At 72.2% G+C, this 21540-nt stretch carries 18 protein-coding genes; 7 read left to right on the plus strand and 11 right to left on the minus strand.

The window, feature by feature from the left end; genetic code table 11:
* The first annotated feature begins 34 nt into the window (after positions 1–34).
* A complete protein-coding gene (locus OUY22_RS09735; RefSeq protein ID WP_270154505.1) occupies positions 35–643 on the plus strand; it encodes a CGNR zinc finger domain-containing protein in 609 nt (202 codons plus the stop codon).
* Between the two features lie 43 nt (positions 644–686).
* On the opposite strand, the gene purM is transcribed toward OUY22_RS09735, so the two are convergent.
* Positions 687–1712, minus strand: coding sequence for a phosphoribosylformylglycinamidine cyclo-ligase (purM, locus tag OUY22_RS09740; protein WP_270154506.1), 1026 nt, complete (start codon positions 1710–1712; stop codon positions 687–689).
* Positions 1709–3145 (minus strand): amidophosphoribosyltransferase, encoded by a 1437-nt coding sequence (gene purF, locus OUY22_RS09745; RefSeq protein ID WP_270154507.1) that lies wholly within the window; start codon positions 3143–3145, stop codon positions 1709–1711. Before purF ends, purM begins: the two co-directional genes overlap by 4 nt.
* Before the next feature lie 860 nt (positions 3146–4005).
* On the opposite strand from purF, the gene OUY22_RS09750 reads away from it, so the two are divergent.
* Positions 4006–5316, plus strand: a complete 1311-nt coding sequence (locus OUY22_RS09750) for a DUF4190 domain-containing protein (RefSeq protein ID WP_270154508.1) — start codon at positions 4006–4008, stop codon at positions 5314–5316.
* Between the two features lie 10 nt (positions 5317–5326).
* On the opposite strand, the gene OUY22_RS09755 is transcribed toward OUY22_RS09750, so the two are convergent.
* Positions 5327–5773, minus strand: a complete 447-nt coding sequence (locus OUY22_RS09755) for a sterol carrier family protein (protein WP_270154509.1) — start codon at positions 5771–5773, stop codon at positions 5327–5329.
* A 138-nt stretch (positions 5774–5911) separates the two neighbouring features.
* On the opposite strand from OUY22_RS09755, the gene OUY22_RS09760 reads away from it, so the two are divergent.
* Positions 5912–7783 carry an ABC transporter ATP-binding protein gene (locus OUY22_RS09760; protein WP_270154510.1) on the plus strand — a complete coding sequence of 624 codons (1872 nt, stop codon included), beginning with the start codon at positions 5912–5914 and terminating at the stop codon, positions 7781–7783.
* A 4-nt stretch (positions 7784–7787) separates the two neighbouring features.
* Here the strand turns inward: OUY22_RS09760 and OUY22_RS09765 are convergent, their stop codons facing one another.
* The 3 genes from OUY22_RS09765 to OUY22_RS09775 all read right to left on the minus strand — a co-directional run bounded on the left by OUY22_RS09765 (position 7788) and on the right by OUY22_RS09775 (position 12027).
* Positions 7788–9227: an MFS transporter gene (locus OUY22_RS09765; protein WP_270154511.1), complete on the minus strand. Its 1440-nt coding sequence runs from the start codon at positions 9225–9227 to the stop codon at positions 7788–7790.
* Positions 9228–9294: 67 nt separating this feature from the next.
* Positions 9295–9957 carry a Crp/Fnr family transcriptional regulator gene (locus tag OUY22_RS09770; protein WP_270154512.1) on the minus strand — a complete coding sequence of 221 codons (663 nt, stop codon included), beginning with the start codon at positions 9955–9957 and terminating at the stop codon, positions 9295–9297.
* A 51-nt stretch (positions 9958–10008) separates the two neighbouring features.
* Complete coding sequence (locus tag OUY22_RS09775; protein ID WP_270154513.1) at positions 10009–12027, minus strand: adenylate/guanylate cyclase domain-containing protein; 2019 nt, start codon at positions 12025–12027, stop codon at positions 10009–10011.
* 200 nt (positions 12028–12227) lie between these two features.
* Here OUY22_RS09775 and OUY22_RS09780 point away from each other — a divergent pair, with 200 nt between their 5' ends.
* On the plus strand, positions 12228–13031 hold the full coding sequence (locus OUY22_RS09780; RefSeq protein ID WP_270154514.1) for a collagen-like domain-containing protein: 804 nt from the start codon (positions 12228–12230) through the stop codon (positions 13029–13031).
* Between the two features lie 91 nt (positions 13032–13122).
* Here the strand turns inward: OUY22_RS09780 and purL are convergent, their stop codons facing one another.
* The 5 genes from purL to purS form a co-directional block, all read right to left on the minus strand.
* Positions 13123–15375 carry a phosphoribosylformylglycinamidine synthase subunit PurL gene (gene purL, locus OUY22_RS09785; RefSeq protein WP_270154515.1) on the minus strand — a complete coding sequence of 751 codons (2253 nt, stop codon included), beginning with the start codon at positions 15373–15375 and terminating at the stop codon, positions 13123–13125.
* Positions 15372–16055, minus strand: coding sequence for a phosphoribosylformylglycinamidine synthase subunit PurQ (gene purQ, locus OUY22_RS09790; protein ID WP_270154516.1), 684 nt, complete (start codon positions 16053–16055; stop codon positions 15372–15374). The genes purL and purQ overlap by 4 nt, the downstream gene beginning before the upstream one ends.
* A 180-nt stretch (positions 16056–16235) precedes the next feature.
* On the minus strand, positions 16236–16856 hold the full coding sequence (locus OUY22_RS09795; protein ID WP_270154517.1) for an L-threonylcarbamoyladenylate synthase: 621 nt from the start codon (positions 16854–16856) through the stop codon (positions 16236–16238).
* A 60-nt stretch (positions 16857–16916) separates the two neighbouring features.
* The gene (locus OUY22_RS09800; RefSeq protein WP_270154518.1) at positions 16917–17303 is read right to left on the minus strand and encodes an ATP-binding protein; all 387 of its coding nucleotides are present in this window, start codon (positions 17301–17303) and stop codon (positions 16917–16919) included.
* A 217-nt stretch (positions 17304–17520) separates the two neighbouring features.
* On the minus strand, positions 17521–17766 hold the full coding sequence (gene purS, locus OUY22_RS09805) for a phosphoribosylformylglycinamidine synthase subunit PurS (protein ID WP_270154519.1): 246 nt from the start codon (positions 17764–17766) through the stop codon (positions 17521–17523).
* A gap of 227 nt (positions 17767–17993) precedes the next feature.
* On the opposite strand from purS, the gene pdhA reads away from it, so the two are divergent.
* From pdhA to OUY22_RS09820, 3 genes are all read left to right on the plus strand, one after another.
* Entirely contained in the window at positions 17994–19085 is a 1092-nt protein-coding gene (gene pdhA, locus OUY22_RS09810) for a pyruvate dehydrogenase (acetyl-transferring) E1 component subunit alpha (RefSeq protein ID WP_270154520.1), read from the plus strand.
* The gene (locus OUY22_RS09815; RefSeq protein ID WP_270154521.1) at positions 19082–20062 is read left to right on the plus strand and encodes an alpha-ketoacid dehydrogenase subunit beta; all 981 of its coding nucleotides are present in this window, start codon (positions 19082–19084) and stop codon (positions 20060–20062) included. Before pdhA ends, OUY22_RS09815 begins: the two co-directional genes overlap by 4 nt.
* 15 nt (positions 20063–20077) lie before the next feature.
* A partial coding sequence (locus tag OUY22_RS09820) for a dihydrolipoamide acetyltransferase family protein (protein WP_270154522.1) occupies positions 20078–21540 on the plus strand: 1463 nt, incomplete at its 3' end.

Consider the following 21540-nt stretch of genomic DNA (forward strand, 5'->3'; position numbering starts at 1 on the left):
ATGGGTCAATGCCGGTGAGGTACCGTTAGGTCTCGTGGACGCGCTGACGGGGGAGCCGCTGGCCCTCGATCTGATCAACACGCGGGCGCACACGCCCGACGGCGACGTGGACTTCCTGGAGACGGCCGAAGCGCTCAGGGCCTGGCTCGCCCTGCAGTCGGCGCGCCTGCCCGCGATCCCGGGCGACCCTCCCGGCGGTGAGGTGATCTCCGACGGCTGGGTCGCGGCGGTCCGGTCGCTCAGGGAGCACGTGGAGTCGGCCGTCACCGCGGTCGCCGACGGCGCGCCGCCCCCCGCGGACGCGGTCGCCGCGCTGAACGAGGCCGCCCTGCGCGCCCCGTCCTCCCTCTCACTCGGCCCGTCCGGCGTCATCTCACGCCGCGCCGCGCCGCCGCTGGACCGGCTGCTCGCCGAACTGGCCGAGTCGGCCATCACCCTGCTCGGCGGCTCGGAAGCGGCGAAGATCAAGTCATGCGAGGCGCCCGGCTGCCGCATGTTCTTCCTGCCCGCCCACCCGCGCCGCCGCTGGTGCTCGCCCGAACTGTGCGGCAACCGCGTCCGCGTCGCCCGCCACTACAGGCGGGCCAGGGTCGGCCGGCCCCGGCGGGCGGCCGGGGACGACCTGGAAGGCGGTCAGCTGTAGCCGGCCGGCCTTGGCGGGCGGTCGGGGACGGCCCGGGAGGCGGTCAGCTGTAGCGGGCCCGGCCCTCGCCGGCGACGACCTCGCCCAGCACCCACGCGGGCAGCCCGCGCTCCTCCAGCAGGCGGACCGCCTCGTCGGCGACCTCGGCGGGGACGATCGCCGCCATGCCCACCCCCAGGTTGAACGTACGGTCGAGGTCGGCCTGCGCGATGCCGCCATGACCGGCCAGCACCTCGAAGATCGGCGGAGGCGTCCAGGACGAGCGGTCGAGCACCGCGTCCAGATGACCGGGCAGCGAGCGCGACAGGTTGCCCTCCAGGCCGCCGCCCGTGATGTGCGCGTAGGCGTGGACCTCGACCGTACGGGCCAGCTCCAGGCAGTCGCGCGAGTAGATCCGGGTCGGCTCCAGCAGCTCCTCGCCCAGCGGGCGGCCCAGCTCCGGCAGCACCGCGTCGAGCGAGAGGTCGGCCTGCTTCAGCACGTGGCGCACCAGTGAGTAACCGTTGGCGTGGACGCCCGACGACGCCAGCCCCAGCACCGCGTCACCCTCGCGGACCCGGTCGGGGCCCAGCATCGCGTCGGCCTCGACCACGCCCGTGCCCGCGCCCGCCAGGTCGTACTCGTCGGCGCCCATCGCGCCGGGGTGCTCGGCCGTCTCGCCGCCCACCAGGGCCGCCCCCGCCAGCCGGCAGCCCTCGGCCACCCCGCCGACGATCTCCGCGACGCGCTCGGGCACCACCTTGCCGCAGGCGATGTAGTCGGTCATGAACAGCGGCTCGGCCCCGCACACCACCAGGTCGTCCAGGACCATGCCGACCAGGTCGACGCCGATCGTGTCGTGCTTGCCGTAGCGCTGCGCGATCATGACCTTGGTGCCGACCCCGTCGGTGGACGTGGCCAGCAAGGGCCGCCGGAAACGCAGCAGCGCCGACGCGTCGAACAGCCCCGCGAAGCCGCTGGCGTCGTCGACCACCTCCGGCCGGCGCGAGCGCGCCACCTTCTCCTTCATCAGGGCGACCGCGCGCTCGCCCGCCTCGATGTCGACGCCCGCGGCCTCGTAGGTGGTCACGCCTTGCTCTCCAGCACGAACTTGCCGACGTTGTCCTCGTCGATCGGAATCGGGTACGAGCCGTCGAAGCAGGCCCTGCAGAGCCGCTCTGCGGGGATCGTGGTGGCCTTGGTGAGCCCTTCGAGCGAGATGTAGCCGAGCGAGTCGGCGCCCAGCGAGGCCCTGATCTCCTCCACCGACAGCGACCCGGCGATCAGCTCGGCGCGGGTGGCGAAGTCGATGCCGTAGAAGCACGGCCAGGCGACCGGCGGCGACGAGATCCGTACGTGCACCTCACTCGCGCCGGCCTCCCGCAGCATCTTCACGATGGCCCGCTGGGTGTTGCCGCGCACGATCGAGTCGTCCACCACGACCAGGCGCTTGCCCTCGACGATCTCGCGCAGCGGGTTGAGCTTGAGCCGGATGCCGAGCTGGCGGATCGTCTGCGACGGCTGGATGAACGTGCGGCCGACGTAGGAGTTCTTCACCAGACCCTGGCCGTACGGGATGCCGCTCTCCTGGGCGTAACCCACGGCGGCGGGGGTGCCGGACTCGGGCGTCGGGATCACCAGGTCGGCCTCGACCGGATGCTCGCGGGCCAGCACCCGGCCCACCTCGACCCGGGTGACCTGGACGCCGCGCCCGGCGATCGACGTGTCGGGACGGGCGAGGTAGACGTACTCGAACAGGCAGCCCTTCGGCTCCGCCAGCGCGAACCGGCGCGACCGGACCCCGCGTTCGTCGATCGTGAGCAGCTCGCCCGGCTCGATCTCGCGGACGAACGTGGCGCCCACGATGTCGAGCGCCGCCGTCTCGGACGCCACCACCCAGCCGCGCTCCAGCCTGCCCAGCACGAGCGGGCGGATGCCCTGCGGGTCGCGCGCCGCGTACAGCGTCCGCTCGTCCATGAACACCAGCGAGTAGGCGCCCTTGACCTGCGGCAGCAGCTCGGCGGCGGCGTCCTCGACGGAACGGGTCCGGTCCTGGGCGAGGAGCGTGGTGAGCACCTCGGTGTCGGTGCTCGCCCGGGTCGTGCCCGGAGCCAGCCGCTGAGCCAGCACCGGAGTGTTGATCAGGTTGCCGTTGTGGGCCAGCGCGAGCCCGCCCACGTCGGTCGAGCTCAGCGTGGGCTGCGCGTTCTCCCACACACTGGAACCGGTCGTGGAGTAGCGGCAGTGGCCGATGGCCAGGTGGCCGCGGAGGGTGCCGAGCACCGACTCGTCGAAGACCTGGGCGACCAGCCCCATGTCCTTGTAGACGAGGATGCGGCTGCCCTCGCTGACCGCGATGCCCGCGGACTCCTGGCCGCGATGCTGCAACGCGTACAGCCCGTAGTAGGTGAGTTTGGACACTTCCTCGCCTGGCGCCCAAACGCCGAACACGCCGCAGGCGTCTTGCGGCGCACGGTCGTGGGGGTCCAGGTCATGGCCGAGCCGGCCGTCGCCCTTCAGCACGTGCTTCAGTCTAGGTCGGGCCACTTCGTGCTCGCACACCCGGGTACGGATCCCCGCCCGCATCCCACCCGGCGGAGCCGCACAGAGCGGGCGTGCCGGCGGCGCTGTGCTTCCGGCGGCGCTGTGCTCCGGCGCCCCTGCCACTGAGGGCGTCCCTTGGCTGAACGATGACCGGCGGCTTACCCGTGTCGTCAGGTTTCAAGTCCCTCTCCCGCGAAAAGGTGAAGTATCCGGCATGCAGACCCGTCGGGAGAGCAGACGTGACCACACCTGGCGACCCCAACCACCAGTCCGAGCCCCCGGAGGACCGGCCCTGGTGGGCGGAGGGCACCCCGGACGACCCCGCCGAAGGGTCACCCGAGGACGCCCCCACCCGCCCCGACGCCACGTCCGGGCCGTCCGAGAACTCCTCCGAAGGCACGGGCGCCGGACGCCCTGAGGGGGCTTCCGGGAACGCGGGTGATCGTGGAGGGGCGGGCCGGTTCAGCGGAAGCGCGGGGGATGAGGGAGATCGGGTGGAGGAACCCGGTGAAGGTGAGGAACCTCTCACGCCGAAGCCTCCCGTCGTGCCCGACCCCGACCGGCCGCCGATGCCCGGTCCTGGTCCCGTAGAGCCGGAGCCTTCGCCAGGCCCGGAACCCACGCCCCGTCCCGAACCGACGCCGCGTCCTGAACCGACAGGCCCTGAACCGACAGGCCCTGAACCGACGGGTCCTGAACCGACGGGTCCTGAACCCACAGGTCCCGAACCGACTCCGCGTCCCGAACCCACGGGTCCGGAACCGGGACCCGGGCCCGAGCCGGTCCCGGGCCCGGAACCCGTTCCTGCGCCCGAGCCGTCACCGGGGCCCGCGCCCGGGGTGGGACCTGCCCAACCGCGCCATCCCGACCTGCCGGAGTCGCCCGAGACGCCGCCGCCCGCCCAGGTGGCCGGTGAGGGCGACGCCGATCAGACCGCTAGGCTCAGACCCCCGGTCCAGGGCGAGGAGGGCCGCGCCTATCCCACGCCCGGCGGCACCCCGGCGTACCCCGGCTGGGAGGGCACCCCCGAGGGGCAGGCCACCCCCGGCGGGACCCGCCCACCATCCCGCTACGAGGAGCCGAGCGCCGCCGGCCCGTCGCCCCACGAGGAGCCCGGGGACTCCGAGGAGACCCGCTCCTTCCGCGTGCGCCCGGCAGGTGAGGCCCAGACCTACGGTGAGCACCGCGCCGAGCCGGAGGACGGCACCCAGCCCTACGGCACCCACCGGGTCCAGCCAGGCGAGGACACTCCCACGTACGGAGACTGGACGCCTCCGGAAACCGCCGAGCCCTCAGGCCCGTCCGGCGAACACCGCGAGGAAGGCGGCAGGGAGCGGCACGGCGAGCATCGCGAGCAAGACGGCGGGCCCGCTACAGGCGGGGTTCCGTCCGGGGAGCATCGTGAGGAAGGCGGCAGGGAGGAGCCGTACGGGGGGTGGCCCGGGGCAGGGACGCCGTCGGGGCTCGGGCCGTACGCCGGGCAGGGGGTGAGTGGGCCCAGCGCGTTCGGGGGACCGTCGCCGTACGGCGGGACGGGCAGCGGGACGCCGTCCTACGGCAGGCCGGAGTCCGGGACGTCACCCTATGGCGGCCCGGAGAGCGCCGCCTCGCCACACGGCGGCCCAGAGAGCGGCCGGCCCGAGGGCGGCCGGCCCGAGGGCGGGTGGCCTGGGGGTGGTGGGCCCGAGGGCGGTCGGCCGGAAGGTGAGCGGCCGGAGGGTGCGCTGCCGTACGGGGACCAGGGGCCGGTGCCGGGGACGTCGCCGTCGAGCCCGTACGGCGGGCCGCCCGGCGGAGGCACGCCCTACGGCGGTTATCCGGGTGGGTGGCAGGCGGCGCGGCCCGGCAGCGGGCTGGCGACCGCGTCGCTGGTGCTGGGGGTGGCGAGCCCGTTCCTGGTGTTCGTGTGTTTCACCGGGCTGCTCACGGCGATCCTGTCCATCGTGTTCGGGATCGTGGCGCTGGTGCGGCGGGTCGGCAAGGGCCGGGCCATCACCGGGATCGCCTTCAGTGTGCTGGCGTTCCTGCTGTTCGGCGCGGTGGCCATCTGGTTCTGGACCGTCGTCCAGGACTGCGGCCAGCTACCCGGCGAGCTCGCGGACCGGTGCTTCGAGGAGCGGATCCCGTGGATGCGGGGGCCCGTCAGATAGCAGGGCCCGGTCAGGGTGCCCGCAGCGGCAGGTGGGCCGAGAGGTCGGCTCGGGCGCCGCTGGCCGAGACGGTGCCGCCGGCGACGGCTTCCGCCCAGGTGAGGCGGCCGGTGGCGAGGTCGATCCAGGTGCGCGGGTCGGTCTCGACGACGTTGGGCGGGGTGCCGCGGGTGTGCCGGGGGCCGTCGACGGCCTGGACGGCGGCGTACGGCGGGACGCGGACCTCGACGGTGCGGCCGGGCGCGGCGGTGGCGAGCCGGTCGAGCAGGTGGCGCACGGCCAGGCGGGCCGCGGCGCGCTCGGGCGGGAGGCCGCGGTCGTAGGCGGCCTGTACGGCGGAGACGAGGGCGTCGGCGAGGGCGCCGGCGGGTCCGTCGTAGGGCGGCCGGTCGAGCGCGACAAGCTGGTCGTCGAGGGCGGCTCTCAGTCTCTCCGGGTCGAGTCTGCGTGGTGGCACGCTCCCATTGTCCTCCGGTTCACGGTCCCTCCGGTTCACCGTTCCTGGACCGTCCGGAGGACGTGGAGCGCGACGCGGCGGCCGGCCGGAAGATCGGCTCTTGACCTCAAGTAAAGTCGAGGTTCTAGCCTCCATGTCATGAGCATGGAAGTGACCGCCTGGAACCAGCTGTATTCGATGAACAACCAGCAGGAGCGTCGCCGGATCTCGAAGGCGACGCTCCGCCGCGTCTGGGGGTTCGCCCGGCCGCACCGCCGCAGGCTCGCGCTGTTCCTGGCCCTGAGCGTGGTGACGGCCGCGCTGGCGGTGGCCCCGCCGGTGCTGGCCGGCCGCGTCCTCGACGCGATCGGCGCGGGGGAGCCGATCAGCGTGGTGGTCGGCCTGGCGGGGCTGATCGCCGGGCTCGCGCTGGCCGAGGCCGGGATCGGGCTGGTGGCCCGCTGGCTCTCGGCGGGCCTCGGCGAAGGGCTGATCGTGGACCTGCGCGTGGCGGTCTTCGACCACGTGCAGCGCATGCCTGTCGCCTTCTTCACCCGGACCCGCACGGGCGCGCTGGTGAGCAGGCTGAACAACGACGTGATCGGGGCGCAGCGGGCGTTCACCGACACGCTCTCCGGCGTCGTGGGCAACGTGGTGACGCTGGTGCTGGCGGTCACCGTGATGATCTCCCTGTCCTGGCAGATCACGCTGCTGGCGCTGCTGCTGCTCCCGGTGTTCGTGCTGCCGGCCCGGCGGATGGGGGTCAGGATCGCCCGGCTGCGCCGGGAGGCCGCCGACCACAACGCCGCCATGGCGACCCAGATGACCGAGCGGTTCTCGGCGCCGGGGGCGACGCTGGTGAAGCTGTTCGGCCGGCCCGCCAGGGAGTCGGCCGAGTTCGCGGCGCGGGTCCGGCGGGTGCGCGACATCGGGGTGCGCACGGCCATGACCCAGTCGGCGTTCGTGACCGCGCTGACGCTGGTCTCCTCGCTGGCCCTGGCGCTGGTCTACGGGCTCGGCGGCTTCTACGCGCTGGCCGGGCGGCTGGACGCGGGCTCGGTGGTGGCCCTGGCGCTGCTGATCACCCGGCTCTACTCGCCGCTGACCGCCCTGGCCAGCGCCCGGGTGGACGTGATGAGCGCGCTGGTCAGCTTCGAGCGGGTCTTCGAGGTGCTGGACCTGGAACCGCTCATCAAGGACAAGCCGGGCGCGCGGGCCGTGCCGGACGGGCCGGTGTCGGTCGAGTTCGACGACGTGCGGTTCGCGTACCCGGCGGCGGACAAGGTGTCGCTCGCCTCGCTGGAGGAGGTTGCCGCGCTCGACACCCGGGGCGGCGTCGAGGTGCTGCGCGGCGTCTCCTTCACCGCGGCGCCCGGCCGGATGGTGGCCCTGGTCGGCTCGTCGGGGGCGGGCAAGTCGACGATCGCCCAGCTCATCCCGAGGCTGTACGACGTGGACGCGGGCGCGGTGCGGATCGGCGGCGTGGACGTGCGCGACCTGGCCGCCGACTCCATCCGGGAGACGCTCGGCATGGTGACCCAGGACGGTCACCTGTTCCACGACACGATCAGGAACAACCTGCTGTTCGTCCGGCCGGACGCCGCCGAGGACGAGCTGTGGGACGCGCTGCGCCGCGCCCGGCTCGGCGTCCTGATCGAGTCGCTGCCCGACGGACTGGACACGGTGGTGGGCGAGCGCGGCTACCGGCTGTCGGGCGGCGAGCGCCAGCGGCTGACGATCGCCCGGCTGCTGCTCGCCCGGTCGCGGGTGGTGATCCTGGACGAGGCGACGGCCGCGCTGGACTCGACCAACGAGGCGGCCGTGCAGGAGGCGCTGGCCGAGGCGCTCGCCGGGCGGACCGCGGTGGTGATCGCGCACCGGCTGTCCACGGTGCGCGCCGCCGACCTCATCCTGGTCGTCGAGGACGGCCGGGTGGTCGAGCGCGGCACGCACGCCGAGCTGCTCGCGGCCGGGGGCCGCTATGAGGAGCTGTACCGCACGCAGTTCGCCGAGCCCGCCGTGGCCGCCTGAGACGCTAGCGGCGGGGGGAGCGGGCCAGGGCGGCGAGGGCGGCGCCGGCCAGCGCCACCGCGAACAGCACCGCGTACGTCCGCTGGAACCCCGCCATGAGCTGGTCCAGCGCCACCGGTGAAAGCCGGGACAGGGTGCCCGCGTACACCTGGGCTCGCACCTGCGGGCCGACCGCGCTGCCCAGCACGCTCAGCGACAGGCCGACGCTGAGCACGACCCCGACGTTCATCACCATGAGCCGGAACCCGTTCACCACGCCCAGGCTCCCGCTCGGCAGCGCGCCCATCACCTGGGTGGTGTTGCCGGTCAGGAAGGTGCCGCTGCCGCACCCGGCCACGAACAGGCCGAGCCCGATCACCCAGTACGGGGTGCCGGGGCCGGTCGTCAGCAGGAGCACGCCGAGTCCGGTGGAGCTCATCAGCGCCCCGCCGACGGCCAGCGCGTACGGTGACACCTTGCGGCCGAGCGCGCCCACGATCGGCGAGGCCAGCGCCATGCCCACGGGCACCGGCAGCACGCTCAGCCCGGCCTCGAACGGGTCCACGCCCCGGGCCGCCTGGAAGTAGAGCGCCACCACGAGGATCAGCGAGGCCCTGGCGATGGCGTTGCAGAAGGAGGCCAGGTTGGCGCAGGCCAGCATCCGGCCGCCGAACAGGCGCCCGTCGAGCACCGGGTGGGAGGCCCGCCGCTCCACCACCACGATCAGCGGCACCAGCACCGCGAACACGGCGGCCCCGGTCAGCGCCACGGGGCTGGACGGCCCGCTCGACCCGACCTCCGACAGGGCGAGCAGCACGGCCGACAGCGCCGCGAACACCAGCGCGTTGCCGAGCGCGTCCACCGGCCGCCTGGGCCCGCGCGGCATCTTGCGCAGCGTGACCGCTCCCCAGACGAGGGCGACCAGCCCGGCCGGCACGTTCACCCAGAAGATCCACTGCCAGCCCGCGGTGGACGCGATCAGCCCGCCCAGCGTGGGCCCGGCGAGCTGCGCCACCGACAGGGTGCCCATGTAGACGCCCATGCCCTGGCTGAGCCGTTCGGGCGGGAACGCCTCGGTGATGATGACGGTGCCGTTGGCCAGGATCATCGCCGCGCCCACGGCCTGCAGCACCCGCATGGCGATCAGGAACCACACGTCGGGCGAGAACCCGGCCAGCAGCGAGGCCAGGGTGAACAGGGCGAACCCGGTCAGGTAGACCTCCCGCCGGCCGAGCAGGTCGGCCACCCGGCCGAACAGGATCAGGCTCGCGGTGTTGGTCAGGAGGAAGGCCAGCAGGATCCACCCCGACTGGAAGGGGGTGGCGTGGAAGTGCCGTACGACGGTGGGCAGGGCCACGTTGAGCGTGCTGCCCGCCACGCCGATGAGGATCAGCCCGAGACTGGTGACCGAGCACACGCGCCACGCGTGACGTAACCGGGACCGATCGGTGGTGACGGCGACCATGCCCTCCACTATGACGTACGTTGTACGGCCGTGGCCGGGCGGGTGGAGGGTTGTTCTAGAATTTGATTCAGCGGGCGCGCTTGCGCAGCCCCTCCAGGTCGTGGATGACCACCCGGCGCCGTCCCGTCTCGATCAGCCCCCGGTCGCGCAGCGTGCGCAGCGCCTTGCTGACCGCCTCCCTCGACGCGCCGGTCCACCCGGCCAGCTCGTCCTGCGACAGCGGCAGCGCCACCCGCACCCCGCTGCTGGTCTGCTCGCCGTAGCGCTCGGCCAGCTCGATCAGGCGGGTCGCCACCCGGCCGGTGGTGTCGAACGCCCCGTACTCGATGCGCTTGCGGTCGGAGTCGCGCAGCCGACCGGTGATCATCTGCATGAGCAGCACGGCGACCCGCCCGTGCTGCTGCAGGAAGCCGGTGAAGTCGCGCACGACGATGCCGGAGATCGGCTCCAGCGCGGTCACCGTGGCCGAGCGGGGCGAGCCGTCGATGGCCCCCATATCGCCGAGCAGCCCGCCCGGCCCCCGCACCGCCAGCACCACCTCGGTGCCGCCGCTGGTGTGGGAGGACACCTTGACCCTGCCCTCGGTCAGCACCAGCACCCAGTCGGAGGTGTCGCCCTCCGACATCACCATGGTCCCGCGGTCCCACCTGCGCGGCCGACCGGCCGCACGCAGGGCCTCGATCTCGTCGTCGGTGAGCATGGAGAGGAACTCGCCGGACTCTGCTTTCATGCGCCCGATTATGGCCGCACGGCAGCGCCGTAGCCATCGCATGGCCGCGAGCTATCGCATGGCCGTGAGAACGTACGCCTCGACGAGTTCCTGCTTGCCCTTGAGGCTCAGCTCGCCCAGCGGCCGAACGGTGGCGTCGTCGCCGAGCCCGCGCAGGGTGGCCGCGCCGATCACCACCGTGCCCGGCTCGGCCATCGACTCCAGCCGGGCGGCCACGTTCACGCAGTCGCCCATCGCGTTGAACCCGCGCAGCTCCGGGCTGCCGATGTTGCCCACCAGCGCGGGCCCGGTGTTGACGCCGACCCGGAACGTCGGCCACGGCTCCCGGTCGGCCCGCTTCCAGGCCATCTCCTCCGCCACCTCGGACGCGGCCCGCTGCATCTCCAGCGCCGCCCGGCAGGCGGCCCTGGCGTGGTCGGCCTGCGTGGCCGGGGCGTTGAACAGGGCCAGCATCGCGTCGCCGACGAACTGCACGATCGTGCCGCCGTTGGCCAGGACGCACGGCACCGCGACCGTGTGGTAACGGTTGAGCATCTCCACGATCTCGCCCGGCGAGACCCGCTCGGAGAACGAGGTGAACCCCTTGAGGTCGGCGAAGAGCGCGGTCAGCTCCTTGAGCTGCCCGCCCAGCTCCGCCTGGGACGGGTCGGCGAGCAGCGCGTTGGCCACGTCGGGCGACATGTACTGCCGGAAGAGCGTGTGCAGCTCGCTGTAGAGCCGGGCGTTCTCCAGCGAGATGGACAGCTGCCCGGCCAGGGTGGCGGCCAGCGCCTCGTCCTGCCCGGTACGCCCGACCGGCACCTCCAGCACCCCGGCCAACCGGCTCTTGACGGTCAGGGGGAACGCCAGCCGGCCGTCCCGCCGGATGGGCTCGTCGCCGGCGAACTCGTACGAGCGAGAGCCGATCTCCACGACCCCGTCGGCCACCAGACCGATCCGCACGTCCCCGTACGCCTGCCTGACCCGGTCCAGCGCGGTGGAGAGCAACTCCTGCTCGGGCAGGCCGACGCGGGTCTGGGTGCTGACGTCGACCAGCGCCGTCAGCCGTTCGGACAGCTCGCGTTCATCGGCCAGCGCGCGGCCCGCCCGGTCGAGCACCGCCGCCTGCCCCTCGCTCAGCCGGAACTTGCCCGACAGCCGCGCGGCGGCCAGCGGCTCACCCCGCCGCACGTGCTCGACCAGTTCCTCCAGCGCGCGGTCGTAGTCGCGCTGGATGCGCCGGACGGTCGCCGCCAGCGCCACCGAGTCGAACAGGCCGGCACTCGACCCCTCGCGCCTGAACTGCAGGTAGGCGCTGTAGGCGACGAACACGAACGCGAACGTCAGCAGGACGTGCCACTCCCACCACGTCAGGTGCCAGTTGAGCTGCGGCATCCCGGCGATCACGGCCTCGGCGAGGAGCGCGTACGCGGTGATCAGGCTGACGAGCATCGGCGACGGCCGCCGCCGGTGGAGCAGGAACATCATCACCCCGGCCGCCGCGTAGAGCCCGAGTCCTGGCACCGACAGCCACACCACCCAGGCGGCCGGGTCCGTCATCGGCGGCCGGCTGAGCGGGGTGACGTCGGGGACGAGCGAGGCCAGCCCCCACAGCGCCATGAACCCGAACAGCACGCCCCGGATCAGATGCTGAGCCCGGAAGACCCGCCGGGCCGCCCCCTCGCCCAGCGGCAGCGCCGAGACGAAGGCGAACCCGGACGCGATCGTCAGCCCGACCACCTGCCCGAGGTCGAACCCGAGCGACCCGGTCGGCAGGATCACCTGCGGCGTGGCCAGCCCGTGCAGGAAGAAGAAGCCGGCGCTGCTGATGAACACCATGGAGACCAGGAACAGGCGGGCGTCCTGCCGCCTGCGCGAGGCCTCGCTGATGAGGGTGCCGAGCCCCACGTTCAGCCCGGCGACGAGCACGATCATCCAGAAGTGGCTGGGGTTGTGCTGCCATTCGATGTTCAGGTGCGGCTGCGCGATGAGCAGCCAGAACCCGAACAGGGGCAGCGACAGGTGGATCACCCAGACGACACCGCGCACCGGCTGGGTGGCGGGGGGAAGGTACGGCGGGGACGTCGGCACGCCCACGATTATCCACGCGGACCGGGCCGATGAATGTGTCCTTTTACCGGCATCGACATTCTTGACGAGTCAAGTAACGTCAGACTCTCTTGTCACGTTCTGTTCCGTAATAGACACGTTACGTAAAATCTGTCATCCCCGGCCCCTTCTGAAGCGTGTGAAACGTGAGTCACACCACCTGTATCCGAGAGGGACCAACGATGAAGATTCTGCGCGTGGCCGCGGTGGGCGCGCTCGCCGCCTCGATCCTGACGGTGGGTGGCGCCGCCGCCGCCTCGTCCGCCGACACCGCCGCCGTCGCGGCCGGCGAGGTCACGGCCTGCGTGCACAAGAAGTCGCGGTACGTCCGCATCGTCAACCCGACGAGCAAGTGCCGGACGACCGAGATCCGCATGAAGATCGGCGGCGGCGAGTCGGTGACCCAGACCGCGGTCACCGCCGGCCCGAAGGGCGACACCGGAGCGCAGGGTCCCAAGGGTGACACCGGCGCCCAGGGCCCGCGCGGCCTGCGCGGCCCCCAGGGCAAGCAGGGCCTCCAGGGCCCGAAGGGCGACACCGGTCCGACCGGCCCGAAGGGGGAGACGGGTGCCAAGGGCGAGAAGGGCGACACCGGCCCCGCCGGCCCCAAGGGCGACACCGGTCCTCAGGGGCCGAAGGGCGACAAGGGCCTCCCCGGGCCGAAGGGCGACACCGGGCCGGCGGGTCCCCAGGGCAAGCAGGGCGTCCCGGGGCCGAAGGGCGACAAGGGCGACCCGGGCAAGGACGGCAAGGACGGCAAGGGCACGACCTACACGTCCTACACCAAGTCCACGTCGTTCGAGCGCAACGGCGGCACCGCCTCCTGCAACCCGGGCGACCTCGCGACCGGCGGCGGCTTCACCGTCAGCAACGGCGGCCAGGTGACCAGCAGCGCCCCCTCCGGCAGCGGCTCCTGGAGCGTCCAGGTCCAGGGCCAGGGCAGGACGAACGGCACCGTCTACGTGGTCTGCCTCAAGGCCTCCTGACACCCCGAAAGGCCTTCTGGTACGCCGAAGGCCTTCTGACACCGAAAGGGGCCGGTACGCGGGACGTACCGGCCCTTTCGCGTGCGTGGCGTCAGCCGAACAGGGCGGGGAGCGTGGCCGCGTGCCGCTCGCGCAGCTCCTCGACCGCAACCTCCAGCACGCCCTCGACCACCAGCGAGGTTCCGCCGGTCGCGCCCAGCCCGTAGCACGGCACGTCATGCTCGGCGCAGAGCCTGGCCAGCTCGTCGAACGCCTCGGGCCGGACCGCGACGAGCGCCCTGGCCGCCGACTCGCTGAACAGCTCGGTGAACGGGTCGCCGGTGAGCGTCACCGAGGCGCCGACCCCGCGCGCCAGGCAGGACTCCGCCAGCGCGATCGCCAGGCCGCCGTCGGACAGGTCGTGGGAGCCCTCCAGCAGGCCCCGCGCGGCCGCCTCGACCAGCACCCGGCCCAGCGCCTGCTCGGCCTCCAGGTCCGCCTCGGGCGGCAGGCCGCCCAGGTGGCCGTGCTCGACGTGCGCCCACTCCGAGCCGCCGAACTCCTCCCGGGTCTCGCCCAGCACCGCGACCCGCAGCCCTTCGGCGGTGAAGCCGGTCGGCACCCGCTTGGCCACGTCGTTGATCACACCGAGCACGCCGACCACCGGGGTCGGGTGGATGGCGGTCGAGCCGGTCTGGTTGTAGAAGGACACGTTGCCGCCGGTCACCGGCACGCCCAGGGTCCGGCAGGCGTCGGCCAGGCCGCGCACCGCCTCGGCGAACTGCCACATCACCTCGGGGTCCTCCGGCGAGCCGAAGTTGAGGCAGTTGGTGACGGCCAGCGGCCTGGCGCCGGTGACGGCCACGTTGCGGTAAGCCTCGGCCAGGGCGAGCTGCGCGCCCGCGTACGGGTCGAGCTTGGCGTAGCGGCCGTTGCCGTCGGTCGCCAGCGCGATGCCGCGGGTGGTCGGCTCAGCCCCCTCGATGTCCTCCGCGACCCGCAGCATGCCCGCGTCGGCGGGCTGCGCGAGGACCGTGTTGGAGCGTACGTAGCGGTCGTACTGGCCGGTCACCCACTCCTTCGACGCCAGGTTGGGCGAGCCGAGCAGCCGCAGCAGCGTCGCGCGCAGGTCGGACGGGCGCTCCAGGCGGTCGGGGGTGTCGGCGTTGAGCGCCGTCTGCCCCGCCGGCTCACGGTAGGGGCGCTCGTAGACCGGGCCCTCGTCAGCCGCGGTGCCCGGCGGGATGTCGACGATGACCTCGCCGTGCCAGGTCATCACGAGGCGGCCGGTGTCGGTCACCTCGCCGATCACGGTGGCGGGGACGTCCCACTTCTCGCAGATCGCCATGAACGCCGGGACGTCGTCCGGCCGCACCACGGCCATCATCCGCTCCTGCGACTCGCTCATCAGGATCTCCTCCGGGCGCAGGGAGGGATCGCGGAGCGGGACCAGGTTGAGGTCGACGTCCATGCCGCCGGTGCCCTTGGCGGCCAGCTCGGTGGTGGCGCACGACACGCCCGCCGCGCCGAGGTCCTGGATGCCGACGACGACGTCGGCCGCGTACAGCTCCAGGCAGCACTCGATGAGCAGCTTCTCCATGAACGGGTCGCCGACCTGGACGGCCGGCCGCTTGGCCTGGGACTCGTCCTCGAACGTGGCGCTCGCCAGCACGCTCGCGCCCCCGATGCCGTCGGGGCCGGTCGAGGCGCCGAACAGCACCACCTTGTTGCCGGGGCCCGGCGCGGTCGCCAGCTTGATCTGGTCCTTGCGCAGCAGGCCCACGCAGAGCGCGTTGACCAGCGGGTTGCCGATGTAGCACGGGTCGAAGACGACCTCGCCGCCGATGTTGGGCAGGCCCAGGCAGTTGCCGTAGTGGCTGATGCCCTCCACCACGCCCGGCAGCACCCGGCGGGTGTCGGCCTGGTCGGCCCCGCCGAACCGCAGCGAGTCCATCACCGCGATCGGCCGGGCGCCCATCGACATGATGTCGCGGACGATCCCGCCGACGCCGGTCGCCGCCCCCTGGTGGGGCTCGACGTAGGAGGGGTGGTTGTGCGACTCGATCTTGAACGTGGCGGCCCAGCCGTCGCCGATGTCGACCACGCCCGCGTTCTCGCCCATGCCCACCAGCAGGGCGTCGGAATGCGGGGCCTTGGTGGCGAACTGCTTGAGATGCACCTTCGACGACTTGTACGAGCAGTGCTCGGACCACATGACGCTGTAGATGGCCAGCTCGGAGCCGGTCGGGCGGCGGCCCAGGATCTCGCGGACCCGGTCGTACTCGTCCTGCTTCATGCCCAGCTCGGCGAAGGGCATCGGCTCGTCGGGGGTGGCCTCCGCGCGCTTGACGGAGTCGGTGCTCATGCGTCCACCAGCTTCTTGAGAACGGAGGTGAAGAAGCCGAGGCCGTCGGTGCCCGGCGCGCCGACCAGCTCCTCGACGGCGTGCTCGGGATGCGGCATCAGGCCGACGACGTTGCCCGCCTCGTTGCGGACCCCGGCGATGTCGTTGAGCGAGCCGTTGGGGTTGCCGCCCACGTAGCGGACCACCACCCGGCCCTGCGCCTCCAGCTCGGCCAGCGTCTCGGCGTCCGCGACGTAGCGGCCCTCACCGTGCTTGACCGGCAGCGTGATCTCCTGACCGGCCTCGTACGCGTTCGTCCACGCCGTGTCGGCCGTCTCGATCCGCACCCGCTGGTCACGGCAGACGTAGTGGAGCGAGGCGTTGCGGGTCAGCGCGCCCGGCAGCAGGTGGGCCTCGCACAGGATCTGGAACCCGTTGCAGGTGCCCAGCACCGGCAGCCCCGCCCGCGCGGCGGGCACGATCTCCTCCATCAGCGGCGCGAACCGGGAGATGGCCCCGCACCGGAGATAGTCGCCGTAGGAGAAGCCGCCCGGCAGGAACACCGCGTCGACCCCCTTCAGGTCGCGGTCGGCGTGCCACAGCGGCACAGCCTCCCCGCCCACGAGGCGGACGGCCCTGGCGGCGTCCTGGTCGTCGAGTGTGCCTGGAAACGTCACTACGCCCACGCGGGCAGCGCTCATGACTGTCGTCCCCTTCGAGGAGTTGCGCAGCCGCCATCTCCATGGCGGGCGGCGGTCATCTCAGGTTATCGGGTGCGCCCCCGTGCTCCTCATCAACCTCCCGCGCGGCCGGGGTCGGCGCGGCGCCCCGGCGGTGCCGCTATTCGCAGCCCGCTATTCGCAGCCGCTATTCGCAGCCCGTTATTCGAAGAGGGAGGTGGGCCCGGTGCCGTGGCGGAGGATCTCGGGTTCGCCCTGCGAGAAGTCCACGACGGTCGTCGGGGTGGCGCCGCACTCGCCGGAGTCGATGACGGCGTCCACCGCGTGGTCGAGCGTCTCCTTGATCTCCCAGCCCTGCGTCATGGGCTCGGACTCGTCGGGCAGCAGCAGCGTGCTCGACAGCAGGGGCTCGCCGAGCTCGGCCAGCAGCGCCTGGGTGACCACGTGATCGGGGATCCGGACGCCGACCGTCTTCTTGCGGGGGTGCATCAGCCGACGCGGCACCTCCTTGGTCGCGGGCAGGATGAACGTGTAGCCGCCGGGCGTGGCCGCCTTGATCAGGCGGAAGACCGTCTTGTTCACCTGCACGAACTGGCCGAACTGGGCGAAGTCCCGGCACACCAGAGTGAAGTGGTGGTCGTCGCCCAGGCGGCGGATCTCCCTGATCCGGTCGATGCCGTCCTTGTTGCCCAGCCGGCACCCCAGGGCGTAGCCCGAGTCCGTCGGGTAGGCGATGAGCCCGTCCGCGTGCAACAGATCGACGACCTGGCCGATCAGGCGGGGCTGGGGATTGTCCGGATGCACGTCCAAGTACTTCGCCACACCCTGGATCCTAGGAGCGGGCGGGGCATGACCTGACGCGGGGCGCCGGGCGGACGACGGTCAGACCGCGGCGAGCTGGCGGGAGCGGGTGTCGGCCTCGTCCTCCCAGGCGAGCTGCTTGCGCAGGTGGACGGTGGTGCCGCGGCCGGGGGTGATCCCGAACGAGATCTCGTCGACCACCGAGCGCATGATCAGCAGCCCGCGGCCGTTCTCGGTGTCGGGGGGCGGGAAGCGCAGGGGCATGGACGGCAGGCCGCCGCCGTTGTCGGCCACGCGGACGTCGCAGCGGCCGTAGCCGATCGCCGCGGACACCTCGTAGCGGTTGGCGGGCCCTCCGTGCCGGACCGCGTTGGAGCAGGCCTCGGAGACAGCGAGCAGCATGTCGGCGATGCACGACTCGCTGACGTTCAGCGAACGCATCGCATCGCCAAGCACTCGCCTCACCATCGGGATGCCGATAGCATCCCGTGGCAGTGCCAACGAGAACTCAATGTCCACCGGACTCCTCCGGGCTCCGGAATGTCACCTGGAGTAGGTTTCCCCGTGAAATCGGGGCTAACCGCAAAATCACGCGGTTGTTATTTACTGTTGGCATGCCCGTGGCATTGTGGTACGCCGGAATCCGGCTTTTACCCACGTCAAAGCACATGTGAAATGTGCTGTCCTACTGTTCCACTCTGACCGTGAAGTCCTCGATCACGGTGTTGGCCAAGAGCGTCTCGGCCATCTTTCGGACGTCCGCAATGGCCGCCTCGTCGGCCGGGCCGTCGAGCTCCAGCTCGAAGCGCTTGCCCTGGCGCACGGCCGACACGCCGGAGAAGCCCAGCCGGGGCAGCGCGCGGGCGACGGCCTGGCCCTGGGGGTCGAGGATCTCGGGCTTCAGCATCACGTCAACGATCACGCGCGCCACTGCGTTCCTCCTGGGTACGGCGGGGTTGGCAAAGCACAGCCTACCGGCGCGTGTTCGCCCCCGGAACGCGGGGAACGGGGAGACCATGGGGCTTGCGCGAAGGGCTGTGACGTCTGCCACGATGGCCGTAAGCGCGTACGAACCACCATCACATGGTCGGACGCACCAAAGGCCGGTCATAGGTGGCAAACCCATCGATTCCGGCCCTGACCGCACAGGAGTGGCACGTGACCATCGACGCCTCTCGTGGTGCCGAAGCACCCCCTGAGCTCGTCCAGCTCCTCACCCCTGAGGGCGAGCGGGTCCAGCACCCCGACTACGACATCGACCTGACACCGGAAGAGGTCAGGTCCCTCTACCGCGACCTGGTCCTCGTCAGACGCGTCGACCTGGAGGCCGTGGCCCTCCAGCGGCAGGGCGAGCTGGGCATCTGGGCCTCGCTCCTCGGCCAGGAGGCCGCGCAGATCGGCTCGGGCCGCGCGCTGACCGACTCCGACATGGCCTTCCCCACCTACCGCGAGCACGGCGTGGCCTGGTGCCGCGACGTCGACCCGATCAAGCTGCTGGGCCTGTTCCGCGGCGTCAACAACGGCGGATGGGACCCCAAGGAGCACAACTTCCACCTCTACACGATCGTCATCGGCAGCCAGACGCTGCACGCCGTCGGCTACGCCATGGGCATCCAGCGCGACGACGCCGCGGCCGCCACGATCGTCTACTTCGGCGACGGCGCCACCTCCCAGGGCGACGTGAACGAGTCCTTCATCTGGGCCAGCGTGTTCAACGCGCCGATCGTGTTCTTCTGCCAGAACAACCAGTGGGCCATCTCCGAGCCGCTGGAGAGGCAGACCCGCATCCCGCTCTACCGCAGGGCCTCCGGGTTCGGCTTCCCCGGCGTGCGGGTCGACGGCAACGACGTCTTCGCCTGCCTGGCCGTCACCCGCCAGGCGCTCAAGAACGCCCGCGAGGGCCAGGGCCCCACGCTCATCGAGGCGTTCACGTACCGGATGGGCGCCCACACCACGACCGACGACCCCACCCGCTACCGCGTGGCCAGTGAGCTGGAGGCGTGGAAGCTGAAGGACCCGATCGAGCGCGTCAAGGCATACCTGTTCAAGAACGAGCTGGCCGACCAGACGTTCCTCGACGGCGTCGAGGCCGAGGCCGACCAGCTCGGCGCCGACCTGCGCCGGCGCTGCCTGGCCCTGCCCGATCCCGAGCCGCTGGCCATCTTCGACCACGTGTACGCCGAGCCGCACGCGCTGATCGACGAGGAGCGCGCCCAGTTCGCCGCGTACCTGGAGGGGTTCGAGAGATGACCGTGATGAGCCTGTCCAAGGCGCTCAACGAGGGCATGCGCAAGGCCATGGAGGACGACCCCAAGGTCCTCATCATGGGCGAGGACGTCGGCAAGCTCGGCGGTGTGTTCCGGGTGACCGACGGCCTGCAGAAGGACTTCGGCGAGGACCGGGTGATCGACACGCCGCTGGCCGAGTCCGGCATCATCGGCACCGCGATCGGGCTGGCGCTGCGCGGTTACCGGCCGGTGTGCGAGATCCAGTTCGACGGGTTCGTGTTCCCGGCCGCCGACCAGATCATCACCCAGCTGGCCAAGATGCCGATGCGCTCGCTCGGCGCGATCAAGCTCCCGGTGGTCGTGCGGATCCCGTGCGGCGGCGGCATCGGCGCGGTCGAGCACCACAGCGAGTCGCCCGAGGCGTACTTCACGCACACCGCCGGGCTGCGCGTGGTGGCCTGCTCCAACCCCGCCGACGCCTACTCGATGATCCAGCAGGCGATCCGCAGCGACGACCCGGTGATCTTCTTCGAGCCGAAGCGGCGCTACTGGGAGAAGGCCGACGTCGACACCGCCGACACCGGCTGGTGGACCCCCATGGACAAGGGCCTGGTGGTGCGCCCCGGCACCGACGTGACGCTGCTCACCCACGGCCCGATGGTCAAGACCTGCCTGGAGGCCGCCCAGGCCGCCGAGGAGGAGGGCCGTTCCCTGGAGGTCGTCGACCTGCGCTCGCTCAACCCGCTCGACCAGCCGCTGGTGATGGAGTCCGTACGCAAGACAGGCCGGGCCGTCGTCGTGCACGAGGCGCCGGTGAACCAGGGGCTCGGCGCCGAGCTCGCCGCGCGGATCACCGAGCAGTGCTTCTACCACCTGGAGTCGCCGGTGCTGCGGGTCGGCGGCTTCTCCACCCCCTATCCGCCGTCCAAGCTGGAGGAGCACTACCTCCCCGACCTGGACCGGGTGCTCGACGCCGTCGACCGCGCCTTCGCGTACTGACAGGGGGTTGTGCAGATGAGACGCGAGTTCCGGCTCCCCGACGTCGGCGAGGGCCTGACGGAGGCGGAGATCGTCCGCTGGCACGTACGGCCGGGCGACGAGGTCAAGGTCAACCAGATCGTGGTCGAGATCGAGACGGCCAAGTCCATCGTGGAGCTGCCCATCCCGTGGGACGGCGTGGTGGCGGACCTGCTGGCGGAGGAGGGGCAGACGGTGGACGTCGGCGTCCCCGTCATCGCCGTCGACACGCTGGAGGAAGGCGGTGACGCCGGAGAGGCCAGGCAGGAAGGCGGCACCGCCCGGGAGGGCCGGGAGGGCCCGGAGGAAGCCGTCGCCCAGGAGGCGCTGGCGGAGGACCTCGTCCCCAACCCGCCCGAGGAGGGCGCGGTCGAACCCGGCGCCCACGGCAGCCCCGCCCCCAAGGAGAAGCGCCAGGCGGTCCTGGTGGGCTACGGGGTCAAGGCCGGCGCCACCAGACGCCGCCCCCGCAGGACCCCCGCCTCCGCGACCACCCCGGCCTCCGCGACCACCCCCACCCCCGCGACGATCCCGGCCCCGCCGGTGGCCGACCCCGCGAGGACCGTCGTCCCGGGCGAGCCCGCCGTGGCCGGCCCGTCGGCCGCCCCCGTGACGCCGGCCCGGGTGGCGGCGCTGGCCAAGCCGCCCGTGCGGAAGCTGGCCAAGGACCTGGGGGTGGACCTGACCACCCTCACCGGCACCGGCCCGCAGGGCTCCATCACCAGGGAGGACGTGCACGCGGCCGCGGAGAGCGCCCGCGAGGCGCCCCGGGAGGCCGTCCTCCAGGAGGAGGAGCGCGTCCCCGTCAAGGGCGTGCGCAAGATGACCGCCCAGGCCATGGTCGGCAGCGCCTTCACCGCTCCGCACGTCACCGAGTTCCTCCAGGTGGACGTGACCGAGACGATGGCCGCCGTCCGCCGCCTGCGCGAGCTGCCCGACTTCGCCGAGGTCAAGGTCTCGCCGCTGCTGCTGGTGGCCAAGGCCGTCCTGGTCGCGGCGGCCCGCCATCCGATGATCAACTCGACCTGGGACGAGGCGGGCCAGGAGATCGTGGTCAAGCGCTACGTGAACCTGGGCATCGCCGCCGCCACCCCGCGCGGGCTGCTCGTCCCCAACATCAAGAACGCCCACCGGCTCACCCTCCCCGAGCTGGCCCGCGCGCTCGGCGAGCTCGCGGAGACGGCGCGGGCGGGCCGCACCCAACCGGCGGAGATGGCCGGCGGCACGATCACGATCACCAACGTCGGCGTGTTCGGCGTCGACACCGGCACCCCGATCCTGAACCCGGGCGAGAGCGCCATCCTCGCCTTCGGCCAGGTGCGCGACCTGCCGTGGGTGGTCGACGGCGAGCTGGCGGTGCGCAAGGTGACGACGCTGGCCGTCTCCTTCGACCACCGGGTGGTGGACGGCGAGCTGGGCTCGATGTTCCTGCGCGACGTCGGCGCCATGCTGGAGGACCC

This window comes from Nonomuraea corallina (assembly GCF_027620315.1).
GTDB lineage: Bacteria > Actinomycetota > Actinomycetes > Streptosporangiales > Streptosporangiaceae > Nonomuraea > Nonomuraea corallina.